General features: G+C 37.7%; 16 protein-coding genes. 1 reads left to right on the top strand and 15 read right to left on the bottom strand.

The window, feature by feature from the left end; all coding sequences use genetic code 11:
- Window positions 1-87 precede the first annotated feature (87 nt).
- From iolD to UFO1_RS15855, 12 genes are all read right to left on the bottom strand, one after another.
- Window positions 88-2,025 (bottom strand): 3D-(3,5/4)-trihydroxycyclohexane-1,2-dione acylhydrolase (decyclizing), encoded by a 1,938-nt coding sequence (gene iolD / locus UFO1_RS15800; protein ID WP_038672346.1) that lies wholly within the window; start codon window positions 2,023-2,025, stop codon window positions 88-90.
- Between the two features lie 67 nt (window positions 2,026-2,092).
- Window positions 2,093-2,989, bottom strand: a complete 897-nt coding sequence (iolE, locus tag UFO1_RS15805) for a myo-inosose-2 dehydratase (protein WP_038672347.1) — start codon at window positions 2,987-2,989, stop codon at window positions 2,093-2,095.
- 106 nt (window positions 2,990-3,095) lie between these two features.
- A complete protein-coding gene (locus tag UFO1_RS15810) occupies window positions 3,096-3,884 on the bottom strand; it encodes a 5-deoxy-glucuronate isomerase (protein WP_038672350.1) in 789 nt (262 codons plus the stop codon).
- Window positions 3,885-3,896: 12 nt separating this feature from the next.
- Window positions 3,897-4,913: a 5-dehydro-2-deoxygluconokinase gene (gene iolC, locus UFO1_RS15815; protein ID WP_038672352.1), complete on the bottom strand. Its 1,017-nt coding sequence runs from the start codon at window positions 4,911-4,913 to the stop codon at window positions 3,897-3,899.
- 68 nt (window positions 4,914-4,981) lie between these two features.
- Entirely contained in the window at window positions 4,982-6,148 is a 1,167-nt protein-coding gene (locus tag UFO1_RS15820; RefSeq protein WP_038672354.1) for an iron-containing alcohol dehydrogenase, read from the bottom strand.
- Between the two features lie 391 nt (window positions 6,149-6,539).
- Window positions 6,540-7,325 carry a short-chain-enoyl-CoA hydratase gene (locus UFO1_RS15825; RefSeq protein ID WP_038672356.1) on the bottom strand — a complete coding sequence of 262 codons (786 nt, stop codon included), beginning with the start codon at window positions 7,323-7,325 and terminating at the stop codon, window positions 6,540-6,542.
- Between the two features lie 41 nt (window positions 7,326-7,366).
- On the bottom strand, window positions 7,367-8,563 hold the full coding sequence (locus tag UFO1_RS15830) for an electron transfer flavoprotein subunit alpha (RefSeq protein WP_038672358.1): 1,197 nt from the start codon (window positions 8,561-8,563) through the stop codon (window positions 7,367-7,369).
- An 18-nt stretch (window positions 8,564-8,581) separates the two neighbouring features.
- Window positions 8,582-9,367, bottom strand: a complete 786-nt coding sequence (locus tag UFO1_RS15835) for an electron transfer flavoprotein subunit beta/FixA family protein (RefSeq protein ID WP_038672359.1) — start codon at window positions 9,365-9,367, stop codon at window positions 8,582-8,584.
- A 133-nt stretch (window positions 9,368-9,500) separates the two neighbouring features.
- Window positions 9,501-10,640, bottom strand: a complete 1,140-nt coding sequence (locus UFO1_RS15840; RefSeq protein ID WP_038672361.1) for an acyl-CoA dehydrogenase — start codon at window positions 10,638-10,640, stop codon at window positions 9,501-9,503.
- 44 nt (window positions 10,641-10,684) lie between these two features.
- Window positions 10,685-12,256 carry an acyl CoA:acetate/3-ketoacid CoA transferase gene (locus tag UFO1_RS15845; RefSeq protein WP_038672363.1) on the bottom strand — a complete coding sequence of 524 codons (1,572 nt, stop codon included), beginning with the start codon at window positions 12,254-12,256 and terminating at the stop codon, window positions 10,685-10,687.
- Window positions 12,257-12,371: 115 nt separating this feature from the next.
- Window positions 12,372-13,217, bottom strand: coding sequence for a class II fructose-bisphosphate aldolase (locus UFO1_RS15850; protein ID WP_038672364.1), 846 nt, complete (start codon window positions 13,215-13,217; stop codon window positions 12,372-12,374).
- A 38-nt stretch (window positions 13,218-13,255) separates the two neighbouring features.
- Window positions 13,256-14,773 carry a CoA-acylating methylmalonate-semialdehyde dehydrogenase gene (locus UFO1_RS15855; protein WP_038672366.1) on the bottom strand — a complete coding sequence of 506 codons (1,518 nt, stop codon included), beginning with the start codon at window positions 14,771-14,773 and terminating at the stop codon, window positions 13,256-13,258.
- A gap of 423 nt (window positions 14,774-15,196) precedes the next feature.
- Here UFO1_RS15855 and UFO1_RS15860 point away from each other — a divergent pair, with 423 nt between their 5' ends.
- Window positions 15,197-15,955, top strand: a complete 759-nt coding sequence (locus UFO1_RS15860; protein ID WP_038672368.1) for a DeoR/GlpR family DNA-binding transcription regulator — start codon at window positions 15,197-15,199, stop codon at window positions 15,953-15,955.
- Window positions 15,956-16,156: 201 nt separating this feature from the next.
- Here the strand turns inward: UFO1_RS15860 and ptsG are convergent, their stop codons facing one another.
- From ptsG to UFO1_RS15875, 3 genes are all read right to left on the bottom strand, one after another.
- Window positions 16,157-18,190: a glucose-specific PTS transporter subunit IIBC gene (ptsG, locus tag UFO1_RS15865; protein WP_038672370.1), complete on the bottom strand. Its 2,034-nt coding sequence runs from the start codon at window positions 18,188-18,190 to the stop codon at window positions 16,157-16,159.
- Window positions 18,191-18,531: 341 nt separating this feature from the next.
- Window positions 18,532-19,935: a GntP family permease gene (locus UFO1_RS15870; RefSeq protein WP_371256730.1), complete on the bottom strand. Its 1,404-nt coding sequence runs from the start codon at window positions 19,933-19,935 to the stop codon at window positions 18,532-18,534.
- A gap of 222 nt (window positions 19,936-20,157) precedes the next feature.
- Entirely contained in the window at window positions 20,158-21,327 is a 1,170-nt protein-coding gene (locus tag UFO1_RS15875) for an ABC transporter substrate-binding protein (protein WP_038672376.1), read from the bottom strand.
- Window positions 21,328-21,423 lie beyond the last annotated feature (96 nt).

Raw genomic sequence — 21,423 nt, forward strand, 5'->3', positions numbered from 1 at the left:
CTGCTTGTAATAGTAATGCAATTACATCCATCGCATTACTATTTTAGTGCATTACACGTAGCTTTCCATCCCATTATACACAAAAATCTAATACTCTCTGGCCTTATCAATATTCTTTCTTAATGTTTTATATGCTTCTTGAATCTTCTCACTAGTAGACACTTCAGCAACACCGACTCGCCACCATGAATTGTATTTATGTACCATGGTCTTAGGCAGTACTTTTACATCAATTAGTGTAGATACTTTTTGTTTTTTAGAATCAATTACTGCAGCTTTCAGCTCTTCTACTGTTTTAACAGTATAAGTCTTGCATCCATAAGAAGCCGCATTCATAGCAAAATCAATAGGAACAAAGCCGCCATCTAATTTGCCAGTAGCCTCATTTCTAAATCTAAATTCAGTACCGAAGCTTCCCATACCGTGTTCCATTTGAACATTGTTGATACAACCAAATGTCATGTTGTCTAACAGTATTACATTGATCTTTTTTCTTTCCTGGATAGAAGTTGGCAATTCAGAATGCAGCATCATATAGGAGCCGTCACCAAGCAATGTATATACTTCCTGAGTTGGTGCTGCCAACTTAACACCCAAGCTTGCATTCACTTCATATCCCATACAGGAAAATCCATATTCCATATGATAGGTATTAGGTCCTTTTGTACGCCAAACTCTTTGCAAATCTCCTGGTAAGCTTCCCGATGCACCAACAATGATGTCAGTTTCACCTAGCATTTCGTTCAGTACGCCTAAGACTCTTGACTGGGTTAGGCAGGAGCCAGTTACCTTTTTAAACTCTTCTAATACAGCGCGGTCAAGATGGTCATCGATTTCAGGGACAAAACCTTCCCCCGTATATTCTACGGCATATACCCTATCTACTTCTACTTTTAATTTATCTTTAGCGTCTTTTATTTGTGTTGTATATGCGGATCTATAGGCCGTTTTTTCTAGTTCTGTCGATAATGTTTCTAAAGCAGCTTTAGCATCGGCTACTACTTTTACGCCATCCAATTTATAAGCATCAAATGCAGCTACATTTATATTTAAATAATCCACCTCTGGATTTTGGAAGATCCATTTAGAGGACGTCGTAAAGTCTGTATAGCGAGTGCCTACGCCAATGACAAGATCCGTTTCTTTCGCGATAGTATTTGCCGCTAAACTGCCAGTTTCTCCTATACCACCAAGATTTAATTCATGATCCCAGATGATTGCCCCTTTTCCTGCCTGTGTTTCACTAAATGGAATGTTGAATTTTTCAGCAAAAGCCTTAAACACTGCTGTTGCTTCTGAATATTTTACGCCACCACCGCATATGAGAATTGGTTTCTTCTTCTTTGAGATAAGGGTAACTGCATCTTGTATCATCTCTTTCGTAGCAGGTCTTCTTTCAATTCTGTGAACTCTCTTTTGAAAGAAATATTCTGGATAATCATAAGCTTCACCTTGTACATCCTGAGGTAAGGCTATGGTCACTGCTCCAGTATCTGCAGGATCAGTTAATACTCTCATTGCATTAATACAAGCAGTCATTAATTGTTCTGGCCGAGAAATTCGATCCCAGTATTTGCTCACTGCTTTAAAAGCATCATTGGTGCTAATTGTAAAGTCATGAAATTGTTCAATTTGCTGTAGAACAGGATCTGGCTGTCTAGTAGCATATACGTCTCCAGGTAAGAATAGCACAGGAATTCTGTTGGCAGTCGCAGTAGCAGCTGCTGTAATCATATTAGCCGCTCCTGGTCCTACTGACGATGTACAAGCATATATTTGCTTTCTACATTTTTGTTTGGCAAAGCCGATAGCTGCATGCGCCATTCCTTGTTCATTCCGTCCCTGGTGAATGATTAAATCACCTGCATCCTGTTCTAATGCTTGACCTAATCCAATTACATTCCCATGACCAAAAATTGTGAAGATACCTTCGACAAATTTTCTTTGCACACCATCGAATTCAACATATTGATTATTAAGAAATTTTATAAGTGCCTGAGCAACAGTTAGTCTTATTTTTTTCATAGTGCCACCTCACCTATCATTTATTAGTTACCTATGAATGACTAAATTATCTACTATATAGAAATTTTTAGAACCCTATTTTGTCTTTGATATACTTTCTCGCTTTTTGTGCATATTCAAAGGCATTTGCTTTTGCAGGATCTTGTTCTGCCTCTACCAGCAACCATCCTTCATAATCATTTTCAGATAAAATCGTAAAGATCGGTCCAAAGTCGATATGTCCATCCCCTGGTACTGTAAATGCACCAACTCTAACGCCTTGAAGGAAGCTTAATTGTTCTTTTTTAACTTTTTCTCTCATTTCTGGCCGTATATCTTTCAAATGCACATGTTTGATTCTGCTAACATATTTTTTTAATATCGCGATAAAATCTTCCCCCGAATATGCTAGATGTCCTGAATCAAATAATAAATATACCAGTTTTTCATCTGTCATGCTCATAAGTCTATCTATTTCTTCCCTAGTCTGGACCACAGTCCCCATATGGTGATGATAGACCAATTTCATATTTTTTTCTTTTGCTAATTTACCTAATTTATTTAAACCATCGGCAAATTGTTGCCACTCTTTATCATTCAAATAATATTTTCCTTCAAATATTGGAATATCCAACTTTCCCTGTATACTATGACCTTGTTCCGATACGACAACGACTTTAGCCCCCATAGCATGCAAAAAATCTCGGTGTTGAATGAATTCTTTTTCTGTTTCTTCATATGGCTTTGTTGTCAAAAAAGCACTAAACCAAGCACTTGCTATTTGTAATCCCCTTAGCTCAAGAGCCTTTTTTAAAACACTCACATCTTTTGGATATTTACAGCCCACTTCTGAACCCGTAAAACCAGCAAGAGCCATTTCACTTATGCATTGTTCAAAAGTATTTTCTTTTCCCAGATCCGGCATATCATCATTCGTCCAAGCGATAGGTGCAATTCCAAGTTTAACTTTTTCTTTGCTAAACATACGATTCCTCCTACTTTAATGATTTTCCCGCATTTCTTTAATTTTACAATAAACCAATATATCCCATTGCCAAATATTGCGAAAATTTTTCACGTAATGTGTTTTCCTATTTTTCCGGCCATATTTTTACATTTTTATCTAATAACCATGTATGCTTTTCATCATCAATCCGATCCGTCCATGGATTATTCTCCAAATGCCTAATCATCCAGCAGTAATACATTGCATATCCAGGAGCTGCTGTTTGCGGATGAACCAATCCTCCCGGTATTGCTAAAAAGCTATTATCTTTTATTTTATAAGCATTTTCTCCTACCAAGCATAATCCAAAACCTTGAGGTTTATTAAATTTATAATAATACACTTCCGGCTGCGGATGATGATGCGGCGGGTAACTGGACCACTTACCCGGATATGTTATCACCTCGCCCATAACCATGTTTGAATAAGGGGCATTCTGATAATCAAACACTGTCCTAACAACTCTTCTAGCAACATCATTCCAGACGCCTTCACCAAAAATATCACTTTTGCAATCTGTAGGACCATATAGCTTGTCTTCAAAACTATTTGCATTTTCAGTACATTGAATGAGGATTTCACTTGCCTCTAGAAGCTCAATAGTGACCTCTGTCTCTTTCGGAACATGCAAACACCAAGGATTTTCATCAAAAACAGATCTTCTTTCAACTACTTCTTCTCTTGCTGACCATTTTATTTTTACTTTTCCATCTAATAGTAGAATCGCCATTTCTTTATGCTTCTGATAATAAGATTCCTTGGCCTCTTTATCTAACTTGACTATGGTAATATCCATTAACATTTCTTTATTTTTTCCATTGATTTCGCATAATGAATGGAACCCATAGTGCAGCTCACCTAAATCTTGCATCATAATAAAATCCCCCTATACTCTAGCTACCATATCCCCATGTTCCTCTTTGCTCTTTTTTATAAATGCTTTTACTTCATCTGCTGTCGGCATTGCTTCTGAACAACTATGACTTGCTACTAACATAGCGGCTGAAGCACTACCAAATTCCAAGCAATCTATCATATCCCAACCTTCAAGTAATCCATAAATAAAGGCTGATCCATACGCATCACCTCCACCAAAGGACTTAAGAAGTTTCACTGGGAAAGGCTTAATATTGTATTTTTTCCCATCTGTAGTATATGCTGTTGAGCCATCTCTTCCATGTTTGATTACTACTATTTTATTTCCATAGGAGAGCCATCTTTCAGCTGTCTCTTCATCACTACTATTCGTGGTTGCTAGGCCTTGCATCAAGTCGAATTCTTCTCGTGATCCTATTACCAGATCACTACTCTTGCCAACTATAGAATAATAAACTGCAATTTCATCCTTATTAAGCCAAGAATATCCGCGATAATCAATATCAAAAATAACTATCGTATTGTGTTTCTTTGCGTATTCCAAAGCTTTTAAGGTTGCCTCTCTTGAAGGACTTTTTGACAGTGCTGTACCAGAAATAACAATTGCTTTTGTATTTTTAATATACTCCTCACTAATCTCATTAACTTCTAAGCTTAAATCAGCAACATCATTTCTGTACATCAAAATACTACTTTCTGTTGGACTAAATATTTCTGTAAAAGTAAGACCTAAAGATTCACCATTTTGGGCTTCATAGATTTGTGAGGTATCAATTCCTTCTTTTGTAAAATAGTTAATAATAAATTCACCAAATCTATCTTTTGATATCTTTCCAATAAACCCTACCTTCTTGCCTAGTCTAGCTAAACCAACTGCTATATTAGCTGGAGATCCGCCTACATATTTTTTAAAAGTTGTACTTTCAGCAAGTGTCATATTAATATCCACAGGATTAAAATCAATTGCAGCTCTTCCTAGAGGCACAACATCAAATTTTCGGCTGCTATCAAATCCAATATATTTCATTTTATCCTCCTATATTTCTGCTTTGCCATAAAATAAGCACTTACTACTATTAATAACTATGACTAAATCTAAAGTGTTACCGGCTCCCATAATCCCTTATATATATTTATTATGTCTTCATTGCTTATATCTTTTATTGTATTTTGTGGACTGCCACTCTTTAAAGCATCTTCTGCCATCTTTTCTAAATTTTCAAAGAATTTTACTTTATCAATCCCCAACTGTGCTAATGTTTCAATCTGTAAATCATTACATAATTGATTTACTGCAGAGATAAACGCTTGCCCACCTTGTATATTACTCATACCATTTTCATAAACTCCTATTGTCTTTGCTAAATCACAAAATCGTTCTGGCGTTCCACTTAAAGCAAATTTCAAACAACCAAAAAGTAAGATTGCATTAGACAACCCATGTGGTACATGAAAAAGTGCCCCTATTGGTCTACTCATTCCATGCACTACGGTTACAGAGGAATTATTAAAAGCGATCCCAGCTTCTAGTGCAGCTATTGACATTTCTTTTCTTGCGTTAATATCCCTGCCATTTTTATAAGCTTTCAACAGATTCTTGAAGACTCTTTTAATTGCCGAAAGTGCAAAGGTATCTGACATAGGTTGGGATTTCTTAGATGTATATGCTTCTATGGCATGAGTCAAAGCATCAATACCAGTCGCCGCCGTAACTTTGGGTGGAGAGGTAAGGGTTAATCCTGGATCTACAATGGCCAATGTAGGTAATAAAGACGCTCCTTTTAAAAGCATTTTAACCTCGGTCTTAATGTCAGATATGATTGTGTATTGAGTTGCCTCCGAACCAGTCCCAGCTGTCGTCGGTATCGCAATTAAAGTAGGCAAAAGAGCAGAAATTTCTTTTCCCATATAGTCAGCTAATGTACCTGCGTTTGTTAACATTACTCCAATTGCTTTCATCGTATCAATTGGACTGCCCCCACCTATTGCTATCAAAAAATCGCAGTGATTGTCTCGATAGCTTTTGACTCCCTGATAGACCATTTGATCTGTAGGCTCACTATTGATTTCTGCAAACACCTGATATTTAATATTTTGTTCATCCAAAATGTTGATTAATTTCTGAACGTTTCCAATCGAAACCATAATTTGATCTGTAACAATAAGTGCTTTTTCCCCAGATCTTTTTAAATAGGAAGCCGATCTTTCTAATGCCTCTTCCCCCGCAATAATGGTGCGAGGAGTTAAAAATACATTTGCCACAACCATCATCCTCTTTTGTACATTTTTGATGTTTATTGTCACTTCATCCTATCTAAATGGTTATGTTATGATAATATTTTTGCTTTGTTTTTATCATTTTATAGTTATATTCTAATTCATACAAGAAGTAATTGCAATATTAAAATTACCATTCTTTTCAAATATTTATAAACCTATACTCTTCCAATACACCCAGTTAGTTGCCACCTAGATATTTCTTAAAGAACGCGGTAAACATCATATTTCTTTAGAAATTAAGATTTCTTGAACCACAAAAACACAAATGATTTTATCGCATTCCCTTGTGGGACGCACTAGCGACATTGAGTCTTTGTGGTTCATCCTTTTTCATCTATCTCCGATTATATAGAAAACCAAGATATAAATTAACTTATTTCCCAGTAAAACTAGGTTTACGCTTTTCAATAAAAGCAGTCATTCCTTCTTTTTGATCATCCGTTGCAAAACACAGGCCAAAAACTTCGGCTTCGTAGGCTACACCAGATTTAAGATCAACATCAAGACCTTCATTGACTGCTGCTTTACAAACTTGAACAGCAATCGGCGCCCTAGATATAATTTTTTGCGCCATCATCGTAGTTACATTTATAAGTTCCTCAGCAGACACTACTTTATTCGCAAGCCCAATACGATAGGCTTCAGCTGCATCAACCATATCACCTGTGAAAAGCAATTCTTTCGCTCGCCCTTTGCCTACCAGCCTCGCTAATCGCTGCGTTCCACCAAATCCAGGTGGTATGCCTAATGACACTTCAGGTTGACCAAACTTAGCTTTTTCAGAAAGGATACGAATATCGCAGGCCATAGCTAATTCACAGCCACCACCGAGGGCAAAGCCATTCACAGCAGCAATAACTGGCTTTGGCAAATTTTCAATTTTATTGAATACTGCTTGTGCCATTTTTGCCCAATTTCTTCCTTCGATAGCCGACATTGATTGCATTTCAGTAATATCTGCACCAGCTACAAAAGATTTTTCACCACTGCCAGTAATAACAACTACTTTCACTTCATTATTCTGGGCTAATGCATCAAATATACAATCCAGATCACGCACTGTAGCGGCATTTAGTGCATTTAACGATTTGGGACGATTAATCGTTACAAATCCAATCCCTTCTTCAATTTTTAATAATAAATTCTCATACTCACGCATAATATCCACCTCTTCTTTTCTTTTACAATGCTGGCAAAACCTTAACTTGCTTTTAGTTTCTTAAATTCCGCAGTCAAAAGGGGAAGTACTTCCATAACATCACCAACTATACCATAATCTGCCATCTTAAATATAGGTGCATCGGGATCTTTATTGATCGCAATAATGAGATCAGAAGATGACATTCCTGCCAAATGTTGAATTGCACCAGAAATACCACAAGCAAAATAAATCTTTGGTCCTACGGTTTTTCCCGTCTGTCCTACCTGATGCAATGCTGGCTTCCAGCCAGCATCCACAGCAGCGCGCGATGCCCCCACAGATCCTCCAAGTACGTTAGCTAAATCTTCCACTAGGGAGAAGTTTTCAGGCTTACACAATCCTCGACCGCCAGATACGATAATCTCAGCTTCTTCTAATTTGCAAGAAACAGTGCAAACACGAATAATATCAACAAGCCTAGTGCGAATATCTTCTGCTTTCACCTTACTGGACACGCAAATAATTTCTCCACTCTGATTACCATCTAATGCTGGTTTCTTAAATACAGATGGACGAATAGTGCCCATCTGGGGCCTATGTTCAGGACAAAGAATCGTCGCCATAATATTACCGCCAAAAGCGGGGCGAGTCCAAGTAACAAGTCCAGTATCCTCATCAATACCAAGTCCAGTACAATCAGCTGTCAATCCCGTACCAACTCGACAGGCTACACGTGGCCCAAGATCTCGTCCGTTATTCGTCGCACCTACAAGAATAACCGACGGCTTATACTGTTGAATTAGATCAACTACAGTAGCAGTATACCCATCCGTATTGTAATGTTCTAATTCCACGGCTTCTACTAAGTACAGTTGATCTGCGCCTGAAGCGAAAACATCTTTCGCCAAATCTTTTACATTATTGCCAATAAGAACACCTGACAGTTTCTGCCCCATAGCATCCGCTAACTTACGCCCTTCGCCAAGCAATTCTAGGCCAACGTTGCGTAACTTACCCTCTACAGTCTCTAGATAAACCCAAACATCCTTGTATTCACTTTTATCTATAGACACGTCTTTAACTTCTACCTCTTTACTAATTGCCTCCACAGGACAAGATTCAACGCACGCACCGCAAACAGTACAGGCTTCTGTTATATATGCTTTCTCGTCTTGCATCTGAATTGCACTAAATGGGCACGCAGAAATACAAACACCGCAAGCAATACATGCTTCTTTTATTACTTTTACCCCCATTATTCAACTTTCTCCCCTTTACACAATTTTTGCATCAGATAATCTTTTTATTAATTCAGCAACTGCTTCTCGTGCTGTCTCTTTGTGAATCACTACACCATGAGTACGCTGTGGTGGCGTAAAGATCCTGCGAACTTGAGTCGGCGACCCCTTTAATCCAAGTTTTTGTTCATTCACATCAAGATCAGCTGCTGTCCATACCAAAATCTCTGTACGATTGGCTTTCATCGTCCCTTTAATACTAGGAAGGCGAGGCTCATTCATTGATTTTACTACCGAAATAACTACTGGCAACTTCACATCAATAATTTCATACCCCTCTTCCTGTTCACGTTCTACACGAACAGTATCACCATCTGCATCAATCTTGGCAGCATAGGTGATTTGAGAGATACCTAGATGCTCCGCCATTTCTGGTCCTACTTGAGCAGTATCGCCATCAATGGCTTGTTTACCGCAAAAGATGATATCATAATTACCAATTTTTTGTACAGCTGCCGCTAATGTATAGCTAGTAGCTAAGGTATCAGCTCCACCAAAGGCACGATCACTAATGAGAATCGCAGTATCAGCCCCCATTGCAAGGCATTCTTTCAACGCATCTTTGGCTTGTGGCGGTCCCATAGAAATAACAGTAACCTTACCACCATGTTTATCTTTTAACTGCAATGCTGCTTCCATTGCATTTTTATCAAAAGGATTTACAATGCTTGGCACACCTTGACGAATTAGAGTATTTGTGACTGGATCAATCTTTACTTCCGTAGTATCAGGCACTTGCTTGACACAAACAACGATTTTCATTTTATTCCTCCTATTTTATTGATAAAATACTCTCAAGAAGGTAAGCACAATGTCTAGTACTAAAGATTAATGCTCTATATGTAGCTTTTGAAACATTGTGCCCCTTTCTTATTTTCAAGCAACAGATTAGAAATTACCGTAAAACGGCCCCAGAGATAACCATACGCTGTACTTCATTCGTCCCTTCATAAATTTGAGTAATTTTGGCATCTCGCATCATACGTTCAACAGGATATTCACGTGAAAAGCCATAACCGCCAAAAATTTGGACAGCTTCTGTCGTCACTGCCATAGCTGCATCAGAAGCAACCAGTTTTGCCATAGCAGCTTCCTTGGAGTAAGGAAGTTCATGAGATTTATGATATGCCGCCTTATATGTCAAGAGTCTTGCTGCTTCCACTTTTGCTGCCATATCCGCAATCTTAAAGGCAATCGCTTGATTGTTAGCAATTGGTTTACCAAATTGTATCCGCGCTTTTGAATATTGTATGGCTTGCTCAAGAGCACCTTGAGCAATACCAACCGCTTGTGACGCTACACCAATCCGGCCGCCATCCAGAGAAGTCATGGCAATTTTGAAGCCACCGCCTTCTTTACCAAGTAAATTTTCGGCAGGAACGCGACAATTCTCCATAATAACTTCCCGTTGTACGGAAGAACGAATTCCCATTTTCACTTCTTTTTTTCCAAAACTAAGTCCAGGAGTACCTTTTTCCACAATAAAAGCACTCAGTCCTTTTAGGCCAGCAGTTTTGTCCGTAGAAGCAAAGATTACTTCAATTTCAGCTTCTCCGCCATTGGTATTAAAAATCTTAGAACCATTGAGAATATAACTGTCTCCATCCCTAACTGCCACTGTAGTTGCCGCTGCAGCATCGGTACCTGCATTTGGTTCAGTTAAACCAAATGCTCCTAATTTTGTTCCTTCAGCCAATGCCCTTAAATATTTCTGTTTTTGTTCTTCTGTCCCATACTTAAAGATTGGCCAAGAAGCAAGAGATACATGGACAGAAAGTCCAATACCAGTCGATGCACATACCCGAGAAATCTCTTCTACTGCAATCGAGTAACTTAGAAAATCACTTCCTGCCCCGCCATATTCTTCAGGGTAAGGTAAACCTAAAATTCCTAACTCTCCCATTTGATCAAAAATATCACGAGGAAAATATTCCTTTTCATCTCTTTCAGCAGCAGTCGGAGCCACCGATTTTTCAGCAAATGCCCGTACCATTTTGCGAATATCTTCTTGTTCTTGCGTTAATACAAAATTCATAAATAATTCCTCCTAAATTTTTAACCCCTATAGGGCAATTTTTATCATTTTCCACACCTTGACAACATTTCGCTAAGTCCCATCTTTTCTTCTTTAAAAATACGAGCATCCATCATTTTAAGATCAGTAGCAATAATTGGCTTAAAATCCATAAGTGCTAAAATATCTTTATCCATATCTATCCCTGGAGCAATTTCTGTTAATACCATGCCTTCCGCTGTCAGGCGAAATACAGCACGTTCGGTAATATACATGACAGATTGATGATTATCTTGTGCATATTTGCCACTAAAAGTAATTTGTTCAACATGTTCCAAAAATTTCTTATTACGTCCTTCTATGATGATATGTAATTTACCGTCAGCAATCCTTATTTTCAACCCTCCAGCCATAAAAGTTCCAAGAAAGATAACATCTTTTGTATTCTGCGTAATGTTGATAAACCCGCCACAACCAGCTACGCAACCCTTAAATTTACTTACATTTATGTTGCCATGTTTATCCGTTTCCGCTAGCCCTAGAAAAGCCAAATCAAGACCACCGCCATCATAAAAGTCAAACTGATAAGGTTGATCCAAGATGGCCTCGGCATTACTAGAAGCTCCGAAGTTTAAACTTCCAGCAGGAATTCCTCCTACGGGACCAGCTTCAACAGTAAGCGTCATAATGTCCCCCATGCCTTCTTCATTGGCTACCATCGCTACCCCCTCAGGGACACCAATGCCAAGATTCACAATAGCATTAGGAATCAATTCCATAGCAGCACGACGAGCGATAATCTTGCGTTCATCTAATGCCATGACACAATGACTCGACAAAGATGATAGCTTTACTGCTCCTGAGTAGGCAGGATTATACTGTTCTGAATAAGTCTGCATATGATTAGATGGTTCCGAAACAACAATATAATCAACAATAATTCCCGGAACTTTTACATTCATGGGATGTAAACTTCCAGATTTAACAATACGCTCTACTTGCACTATGACAATACCTCCAGAATTCTTGGCAGCTTGTGCGATTGAAAGAATTTCCAGTGAAACAGACTCCTTTTCAATGGAGATATTGCCATTCTCATCTGCAGAGGTACCACGAATTAAAGCAACATCGATTGGAAATGGCTTATACCAAAGCCACTCCTCACCACCTAGTTGTATAATTTCCACAAGATCCTGTGTGGTTTTTTTGTTAAGTTTCCCCCCTTCTACTCTCGGATCAACGAAGGTGTTTAAACCAACCTTTGTTATAACACCCGGTTTTTTTCCGGCAATGTTACGAAACCAATGTGTAAGCGTTCCTTGAGGAAAATTATAAGCCTCAATTTTCTCCTCTACGGCTAAATTACTTAACTTTGGTGCCATTTTAAAATGTCCGCCAACTACTCGTTTTATCATATGTGCATGACCAAAATGATTGGCTCCGCAATTCTTTCCATCACCTTGCCCTGCACAATATACCAGTGTTAAATGATTTGGTTTGCCTTCCCTAAGAAATCTTTCTTCCAAAGCAGCAGTCAAGGCTTCGGGATTTGCACTACCAACAAAACCACTGGTAGCAATAGTGGTAGTATCTTTAATCAGACTAGCCGCTTCTACGGCAGTAATGATCTTAACCATAATACCCCTCCCTATAAAAGTCATTACAAAATGATTATCACCATGATTTCATTTGCAATTTTCAATCTATTTTAGAACTAGCCAAATTTATAAGAATAATAGCTAGTCGTGAACTTTATCCCTTATTTTGACTGCCAAAAATTAAAATATGATTTTTAACATTTTCATAAGTTGCTTCTAATACAGCATCCAAGTATTGAAAGAAAGTATTATTTTTAGATCTTTTCGCCACTTCGCCGACCTTATGTGCAATATTTTCAAACGATGCGGTAGCAATATTAACTTTCTTGATTTTATGCTGTATGCAATTTTTAAAATCATCAGGAGTCAGCCCTGAGCCACCATGTAAAACTAAAGGGCAATCAATTATTTGGGTAATTTCTTCTAAGCGTTTAAACTGCAGTTTAGGCTGTTCTTTATAATGTCCATGCGCTGTTCCAATTGCTATTGCCAAGGCATCAACTTGTGTATTCTCGTAAAATGTTTTAGCATCAGCTACAGAGGTGATAAGCATTTCCACACTTTTATAATCACCTTCACTACCACCAACTTTACCAATTTCAGCTTCCACAGAAGCCCCATATTTTTTCGCCATTTTTTTCACTTCGTTGGTCATATCAATATTTTTTTCTAGAACATATGCTGATCCATCAAACATTACAGAGCTAAATCCCAATTCTAATGCTTGTGCAATTACTTCCATGCTGAAACCATGATCAAGATGTACAACAACGGGAATACTTGCCGCTTTAGCTGCCGCTATCATCGCAGGACCAATCAAATGTAATGGAGAATAACGCAATCTCCCTTCGGCTACTTGAAGAATAATAGGTGATTTTAATTCCTCAGCTGCTTTTATCGCGCCCATAACCATTTCCATGTTTGCTACATTAAAGGCTCCAATACCATAACTTTCTTTACCGATTTTACTCAACGCATTTTCTAATGTAACTAAAGACATATTTGCCTCCTTTCATTTTTTATTATCATTATTTCAGATTATTTACGAGTCATAGTACCTTCCCAAGTATCCACTTTGGTATGTTTTTTATCTTCTTCACTAAACCACCGACTAGTTATAGACTTAGCTTCCGTAAAGAAAGCCACGCCATCCTTGCCCATGCAATGCAGGTCACCAAAAAAAGATTTTTTATGTCCTGAGAAGGGAAATACAGAAAGAGGAACAGGGATACCTACATTAATACCAACCATACCACCATGGGTTTTCGCAGCAAATTCCCGAGCATAGTAACCACTTTGCGTAAAGATACACGAACCATTAGCAAATGGATTTGCATTCATAACCGCAAGACCTTCTTCAAAATTCTGTACCCGTTTAATACATACCACAGGTCCAAAAATTTCAATGTCGCCAATTGTCATTCCCGGCTTTACGTGATCAAAAATAGTGGGCGCAAGGAAAAAACCACCTTCATAACCTTCAACAATAATATCTCGACCATCTAAGATAAGTTCAGCACCTTCTTCCACACCTTTGTTAATCCAATTTACAACACTCTCTTTATGTTCTTTTGATACAACAGGTCCTAAATCATAATGAGAATCATAGGCTGGACCTACTTTAAGTTCTTTGGCAAGTCTCACCAGATGCGCAACAAATTCATCAGCCACTTCTTCCTCTACACAAACTACCGGCAAAGCCATACAACGTTGTCCTGCACAACCAAACCCTGAGTTAATTACCCTTGTAGCCGCCATTTCCAAAGCAGCATCTTTAAGGACTAAAGCATGGTTTTTTGCTTCACATAGAGCCTGAACTCTCTTACCATGGGCTGCTGCAGTAGAATAAATATGAAGACCTACAGATGTAGAACCAACATAACAAATACCTGAAACATCCGGATGTTTTAACAAATTTTCTGCTTCATTTCGACTGCAAGTCACTAAGTTTACAACACCGTTAGGCAATCCTGCCTCAATCAATAGTTCCAACATTCGAATAGCTGTTTTGGGAACAGCACTGGCAGCTTTCAATACAAAGGTATTACCTGTAGCAATACAAAGAGGAATCATCCAGCCAAAAGGAATCATTGCTGGGAAATTATAAGGTACAATACCAGCAAATACACCTACAGGCTCTCTATACATAATAGTGTCATGACCATGAGAAACATTCATCAGCGAGTCACCTTGCATTAGGACAGGAGCAGAACAGGATAGCTCTACCACCTCAATTGCTTTTAGAACATCACCGCGAGCCTCATTGAGATTTTTCCCCAATTCAGTGGCAACCAGCAAAGCCAACTCTTCTAAATGGGCATCCAAAATGACTTTATATTTAAACATAAGCTGAGCTCTTGCTGACACAGGCGTCGAAGACCAGGAAGGAAAAGCACTTTTTGCCGCAGCAACTGCTTGATTCACTTCGTCAACAGTGCAGCATGGCGCCTCAGCGATCACTTTCCCGGTATTCGAATCTGTTATCGGCATATAGATAGCTGTCCTAGATTCCTTCCATTCCCCATTTACGCTAAACTTTAATCTTATCACTGCCATATAAACGCTCTCCTCTTGTAATACACTTTTTTAAATAGTGAATTTACTCTATTTTTATTTTTTGCCTAAAATGCAATGTAAAATAATAATCTTTACCTCGTTTACTTCATCTCCCAATCTCCTCACTTTCTTTCTCACGATCACTTCGTGGTGATGTTTTGAGTTTTTATTGATTATTTTTGGTATATTATTATTATCTTTTGGTAATATTATAGTATATTGCATTGCTTTAATGCAAGTCTTTATTTTTAAATAAATTCATTTTACTTTTATGGTCATATCATGATATTATGATAGTAATATTGTGGTTATATTAAATTTCATGAGTACTAAATCTCACTTGCTTCTTTGCTGTCAGTATTCTACTAATGATGATTTAAAGTAAAATTGAATTCTATACTATTATGAAATGGAGTTTATAAATTGAAAGAAGATAGAATAAGTGAACTTGAAAATTATATTCTCGAGAAAGAAAGAGCCTCTATAGAAGAGCTTTGCAGTGTCTTTAATGTTTCTAAAAACACGATGCGAAGAGATATTAATCAATTAGAATTAAAAGGTAAGATAAAGAAGGTCTATGGCGGCATTATTTTAACAGATAAAAAAACTACTGAGCCATTTGAGTCTAGAGAAGTAAAAAATAAATCTGCAAAATTAATTATTGCAGATTTAGCTAGTACATTAATTGAAGATGGAGATATTGTATATATAGACTCCGGAACTACTACGATGCACATGATACCCTATTTATCAGAAAGGAAAAATGTAACGATCATTACAAATAACTTACACGTTATATTAAACTCACTCCCTTATCAAAACTTAAATATAATTTCCACCGGAGGGACATTATTTAGAAGAACCAATTCATTTGTTGATGCAGAAGCTGTGAACTCTTTAAAGAAGTATAATATTTCCAAAGCATTTTTAGCCACAACCGGAGTCTCGATTGCAAAAGGAATAACCAACTCTTCTTCCCTGGAGTATGACATTAAAAGATATATAGTAGAACACTGCGATAAAAAGATACTATTAGCAGATAATACAAAACTAGAAAAAGTATCATTAATCACCTATTATGACCTAAAAGACATACAGGTTTTCATCAGTGAACAAAGACCAGAACAGGAATATGTCGACTTCTTTGCTAGTAATAACATAAGTCTGCTTACTCCTCAATAACCAGACTTATGCCCACCCTTTGTTGTACTATGCGACTTTATACCTTAAAAAGGACCTTCAATTCTATATAAGTAAGTTAACTTGAGTGCACTATTATGTACAAGAATTATCTTTAAAATGAAAAGACCAATATCTTTTTAAAAGATATTGGTCTTTTCATTTTAAAGAATAGGATATGGCTTATTTAACTCTTATTTGTTTTTACTGAATTTTAATAAAACCAGCATCTCCGCCTTTGATACTTTGTCCTTCCTGAATTTGAACCGTTTTACCCTCTGGAAGATTCGTAAAGACAACAGGCGTTATAATAGAAGGAACTTTTCCTTTTACATATTCAAGATCAACTTTTAACAATTTTTGTCCAACAGTAATTTTATCTCCTTGACTGACCAGCGCAGTAAATCCTTCGCCCTGTAAGTTGACCGTATCAATTCCAAAATGAACGATAATCTCTAAGCCATTATCCGCTGTAATGCCAACTGCATGCTTGCTATCAGGTAAGCTAGTAACAGTTCCATCAACAGGCGATATCACATTACCACTTGTAGGCTCAATGGCAAATCCATCCCCCATAATTTTTTGTGCAAATACATTATCGGGTACTTTTGTAATAGGAAGTATTTTGCCATCCACAGGAGCAACAAACTTACCTAGAACATCCGCTGCTGATTTTACAGTTGCGGCAACTTGAACATTACTGATAGTATCTTCATGTGTTTCGGCAACTTTACCTTCAATAATATCTTTGATCTGACTTTTTAGTTGATCTGATTTTGGTCCAAAGATAATCTGCAAGTTATCACCTACTGTCATAACTCCAGCAGCACCTAGGTTTTTTAATTTATTTTGATCAACAGTAGCAATCTTTTTCACACTTACACGTAGACGAGTAATACAAGCATCTAAGTTTCCAATATTCTCTTTGCCGCCTAATGCTTGGAGTACTCCACTTGCCAATCCATAACCAGTCGCATTGATGACAGTACCTGCTTCATCATCATTTTCTCTACCAGGAGTCATCAAGTTCCACTTACGAATTGCAAAACGGAAGCCGAAGTAATAAATTACGGCAAATACTAAACCTACGGGAATCACTAACCACCAGTCTGTACGGTTAGGTATTACACCGAATAGTAGATAGTCAATAACACCACCAGAGAAAGTCATGCCAATTTTCACGTTTAAGATATGCATGGTCATAAAGGACAAACCAGCAAAAATACAATGGATACCAAATAATACAGGAGCAACAAATAAGAAGGAAAATTCAATTGGTTCTGTAATACCTGTTAAAAAGGAAGTTAACGCGGCAGAACCCATAATACCTGCTACTAAAGCTTTCTTTTCAGGTTTTGCTTCATGGTAGATCGCAAGCGCTGCTGCAGGTAATCCAAACATCATAAATGGGAATTTTCCTGTCATGAAAGTACCAGCTGTGAAAGGCACACCATCTTTAAGCTGAGCAAAGAAAATGCTTTGGTCACCATTTACTACTTGCCCTGCTTTGTTTATATATTCACCAAATTGGAACCAGAAAGGATTATAGAAAATATGGTGCAGCCCGAAAGGTATTAAAGCCCGTTCAATGATACCAAAAATAAAGGCCGCTAATGTTTTATTTGTATCAATCATATTACGTGAGAAATAAGTCAGTCCATGTTGGATAGGAGGCCATGCAAAAACCATAACTACGCCTAGAATGAGGGCTGCTACAGCAGTCGCAATCGGAACAAACCGTTTTCCTGCAAAAAATCCTAAATAAGGCGGAAGTTCAATATTAAAAAACCTTTTATAACATAAAGAAGATAAAACACCGACAATAATACCGCCAAAAACCCCAGTTTGTAAGGATGGTATCCCAAGAACCATGGCATATGAAGGATCTTTTGCCGCTATTAGTTCGGGCGTAACGCCAGCAATAAGACCAATGGTTACATTCATAATAAGAAAACCTACAATGGCAGCTAAACCAGCAACGCCTTCACCACCAGTCAAACCAACGGCAACCCCTACTGCAAATAGAAGGGAAAGATTACCGAAGATAACGTTTCCTGCCTGTTCCATAACTTGAGCAAAACCATGAATACTTGCTAAACCAGGAAAAATATTTAAAAGAGCGGGATTTTGAAACGCATTACCAAAAGCTAATAACAAACCTGCCGCTGGTAATAATGCCACTGGAAGCATTAATGATTTACCAACCTGCTGTAAAACACCAAATGATTTTTTTAACATAATGTTTCTCCTTTCAATTTTAAAAGATAATTACACTAAATACGTTACATATAACGCCTAGTATAATAAACGCATTTGTCCTATTACATTGCAAGATGCATGCCAACTATAGTTTAGTATTGTTATTTTTTTAAAAATTAATCCCTTCTTGTAGATAAAACAGGACTTATAGGAAAATTTAAAACAATCTCTTTTTTTCTAATTCACCGCTATTCATTCCTTGTCTTATTCTTGTTTTATTTTTGTCTTATCTTTTTAACAAAGAATCCTCTCTTAGTAAATCCATTGTATTTACTAAGAGAGGATTTTTTGCACCTATAATTTTTTCTTTATTGCTTTTACTAAGGCAGGCCTGTCAGACTATAAATCCCTAAGCAAATAAATGCTACTGCTGGTTTCATTAATGTCAGCATAAATACATCATAGTAAGATTCTTTGTGTGTCAAACCACATACAGCAATCAAGGTCACCAGCGCCCCGTTATGCGGAACCGTATCAGCCCCTCCAGATGCCAAACAAATAATACGATGTAATATTTCAGGCTGCATTCCAATGGATTGTGCCCAAGCTAGCCATTCATTCCCAAGCATCCCCAAAGCAATAGTTAATCCGCCTGAAGCAGAGCCAGTAATTGCAGTCATAATATTAGTAGTAATAATTGCCGAGAACAGCGGGCCTTCTCCAATATTTAAATGCAGTAACGCATTCTTTATAATTTGAAATCCTGTTAAGCTGGCTATTACACTGCCGAAGGCATAACCGGAAGCGGTATTCAAAATAGCCATTATGGAAGAATAAGCACCGGAATTGATTGGCTTTATTATTCCCCCACTTGCCGTCAATCTTTTGCGGCCGATAACGATTCCACTTAAACTACCAATCACTAAGGCAATATTAATTGACCAAATCGATTGGACTCTGTCCACACTTGGGCTTAACAAGGATAGTTTTAATGATTTCAAAGGTTCCAAACTTCCCGTATTCCAATGATAAGCCCAACTCCAGTGGAAAGGATTGCTCATAAACAAATTAACACCTACAACAACTACCAAGGGCAAGGCCGAAATCGCCCAGTGTGGCAAGTTTTCTAAAATAGGTTCTGGTTCATTAACAGTGTGGCTTCCATAAGTTTCACCCTTTGCTGCAAGCCTCTTATGGCGATAACTAATCCAAGCCCATCCCAAAACAAAATACGCTACTGAACCAATCAAACCAGTCACCATTCCTGCCCACGTGGTAGTACCAAAAAAGGCAGTAGGAATTACATTCTGTATTTGCGGTGTACCTGGCAAGGCAATCATTGCATAAGTAAAAATCCCCATCCATAAGGTTGCTGGCAACAGCCTTTTGGGAATTCCAGCCTGACGAAACAAAATAGCTGAAAAAGGATACATAACAAAAGCAACAACAAATACGCTTAAACCGCCATAAGTTAAAGCCCCACATCCGAGTAGTACAGCCAAAATTGCTCTTTCTTTTCCCAAAGAAGATACAATCTTTGCCGCTACTGCAGTAGCCAAACCGCCATCTTCCATAATTTTAGCAAAAACAGCCCCCAGTAAGAATACTGGATAATACACCTTAATATATTCCGCTACCTTCGTCATATAAATTTCACTATAAACCGGCATGAAAGCATAATCGCCTCCAATTGACGCAATAATAGCTAAAATCGGTGCAAAAAGTATAATAGAATAGCCACGATAAGCAAAGAACATTAATAAAACCAAGCTTAAAAGAATCATTGTAATTTCCACTGGCATCTCCTTAAAACAGTTACTTTTTCATTTATTGTTACATATAAGATAGCAGATAACTCTTTGACTCTCATATTGTAAGATGTTTTTGCCATAATTGCAATTCCTTACACATAGGGAAAACGTCCTAATCTTTATATCTAACTTATAGAAGAAGAAGAAGACTGCCGTGGCTACATGCCTCAGCAGTCTTCTCTAACCCTATATGAATTAAGGTTTAACTGTTTCTTTATATACTTGCTTGCCATTTTTCATTTCAATTATAACCGCACTCTTGATTGCATCATGAGTCGCATTTAACGTCAATGCACCTGTTACACCTTGGAAATCTTTTGTTGCAGCAAGGGCTTCACGAATTTTTTCTGAATCTGTGCTGTTAGCACGTTTGATAGCATCTACTAAAGCATAAGCTGCATCATATCCAAGAACAGCCATTGCATCTGGCACTTGACCATATTCTTTCTGGAAGGCATCTAAGAAAGCTTTTGATTTAGGGCTGTTGTCTTCAACGGAATAGTGATTCGTAAAGAAAGTATTATTAAGAGCATCTGCTCCACCGATTTCAGCCAATTTAGGAGAGTCCCAGCCATCGCCACCAACAAATGGTACTGTGATACCAATCTCGCGGGCTTGTTTAATGATCTTACCAACTTCACCATAATAACCAGGTACATAAATTACATCTGGATTGGTAGCTTTAATTTTTGTTAACACAGTTTTGAAATCTTGGTCATTTTGTAAGTAAGCTTCTTCGATAGCGACTGTACCACCACCCTTAGTGAAGGCATCTTTAAAGAATTTAGATAATCCTTTGCTATAGTCACTGGAATTATCAATCATAATAGCAGCATTTTTAGCCTTTAAGGAATTTAAAACGAAATTAGCACCTACAGTTCCTTGGAAGGGATCAATGAAGCAAACACGGAAGGTATAGTTTTTTACTTTTCCAGAGTTTTCGTCTAAAGTCACTTTAGGGTTTGTTGTCGCAGCGGCAACGAATGGAATCTTATTTGCTTCTGCAACTGTAGAACCTGCAATACCGTTTGAGCTAGTTGTGAAACCAGTAACGGCAATTACTTTATCTTGAGAAATAACTTTCGTCATAGCATTAGAGGATTCGGATGGTTCACCTTTGTTATCGGCAACAGCGATTTGAATTTGTTTGCCTAAGACACCACCATTGGCATTAATTTCTTTAAATGCTAATTTAGCACCATTCGCAGCAGCTGTACCAAAAGATGCAGTGCTTCCTGTCAATTCATATACAACACCAATTTTAATATCTTTACTTGCACTTGAACCACATCCAGTTAACAGACCAGCGACTAAACTAGTACCAACAATTAGAGATAACCATTTCGCATTCATTTTTTTAAACACAATAATCCCCCTTTTTATTCCTATTATTTTTAAAATATTTTCTCCCAACCTCTTCCCTACCACCCCCACCAAGATATCGAAAAAGGTGCTTTAAAC

It is taken from the genome of Pelosinus sp. UFO1, assembly GCF_000725345.1.
Lineage (GTDB): Bacteria > Bacillota > Negativicutes > DSM-13327 > DSM-13327 > Pelosinus.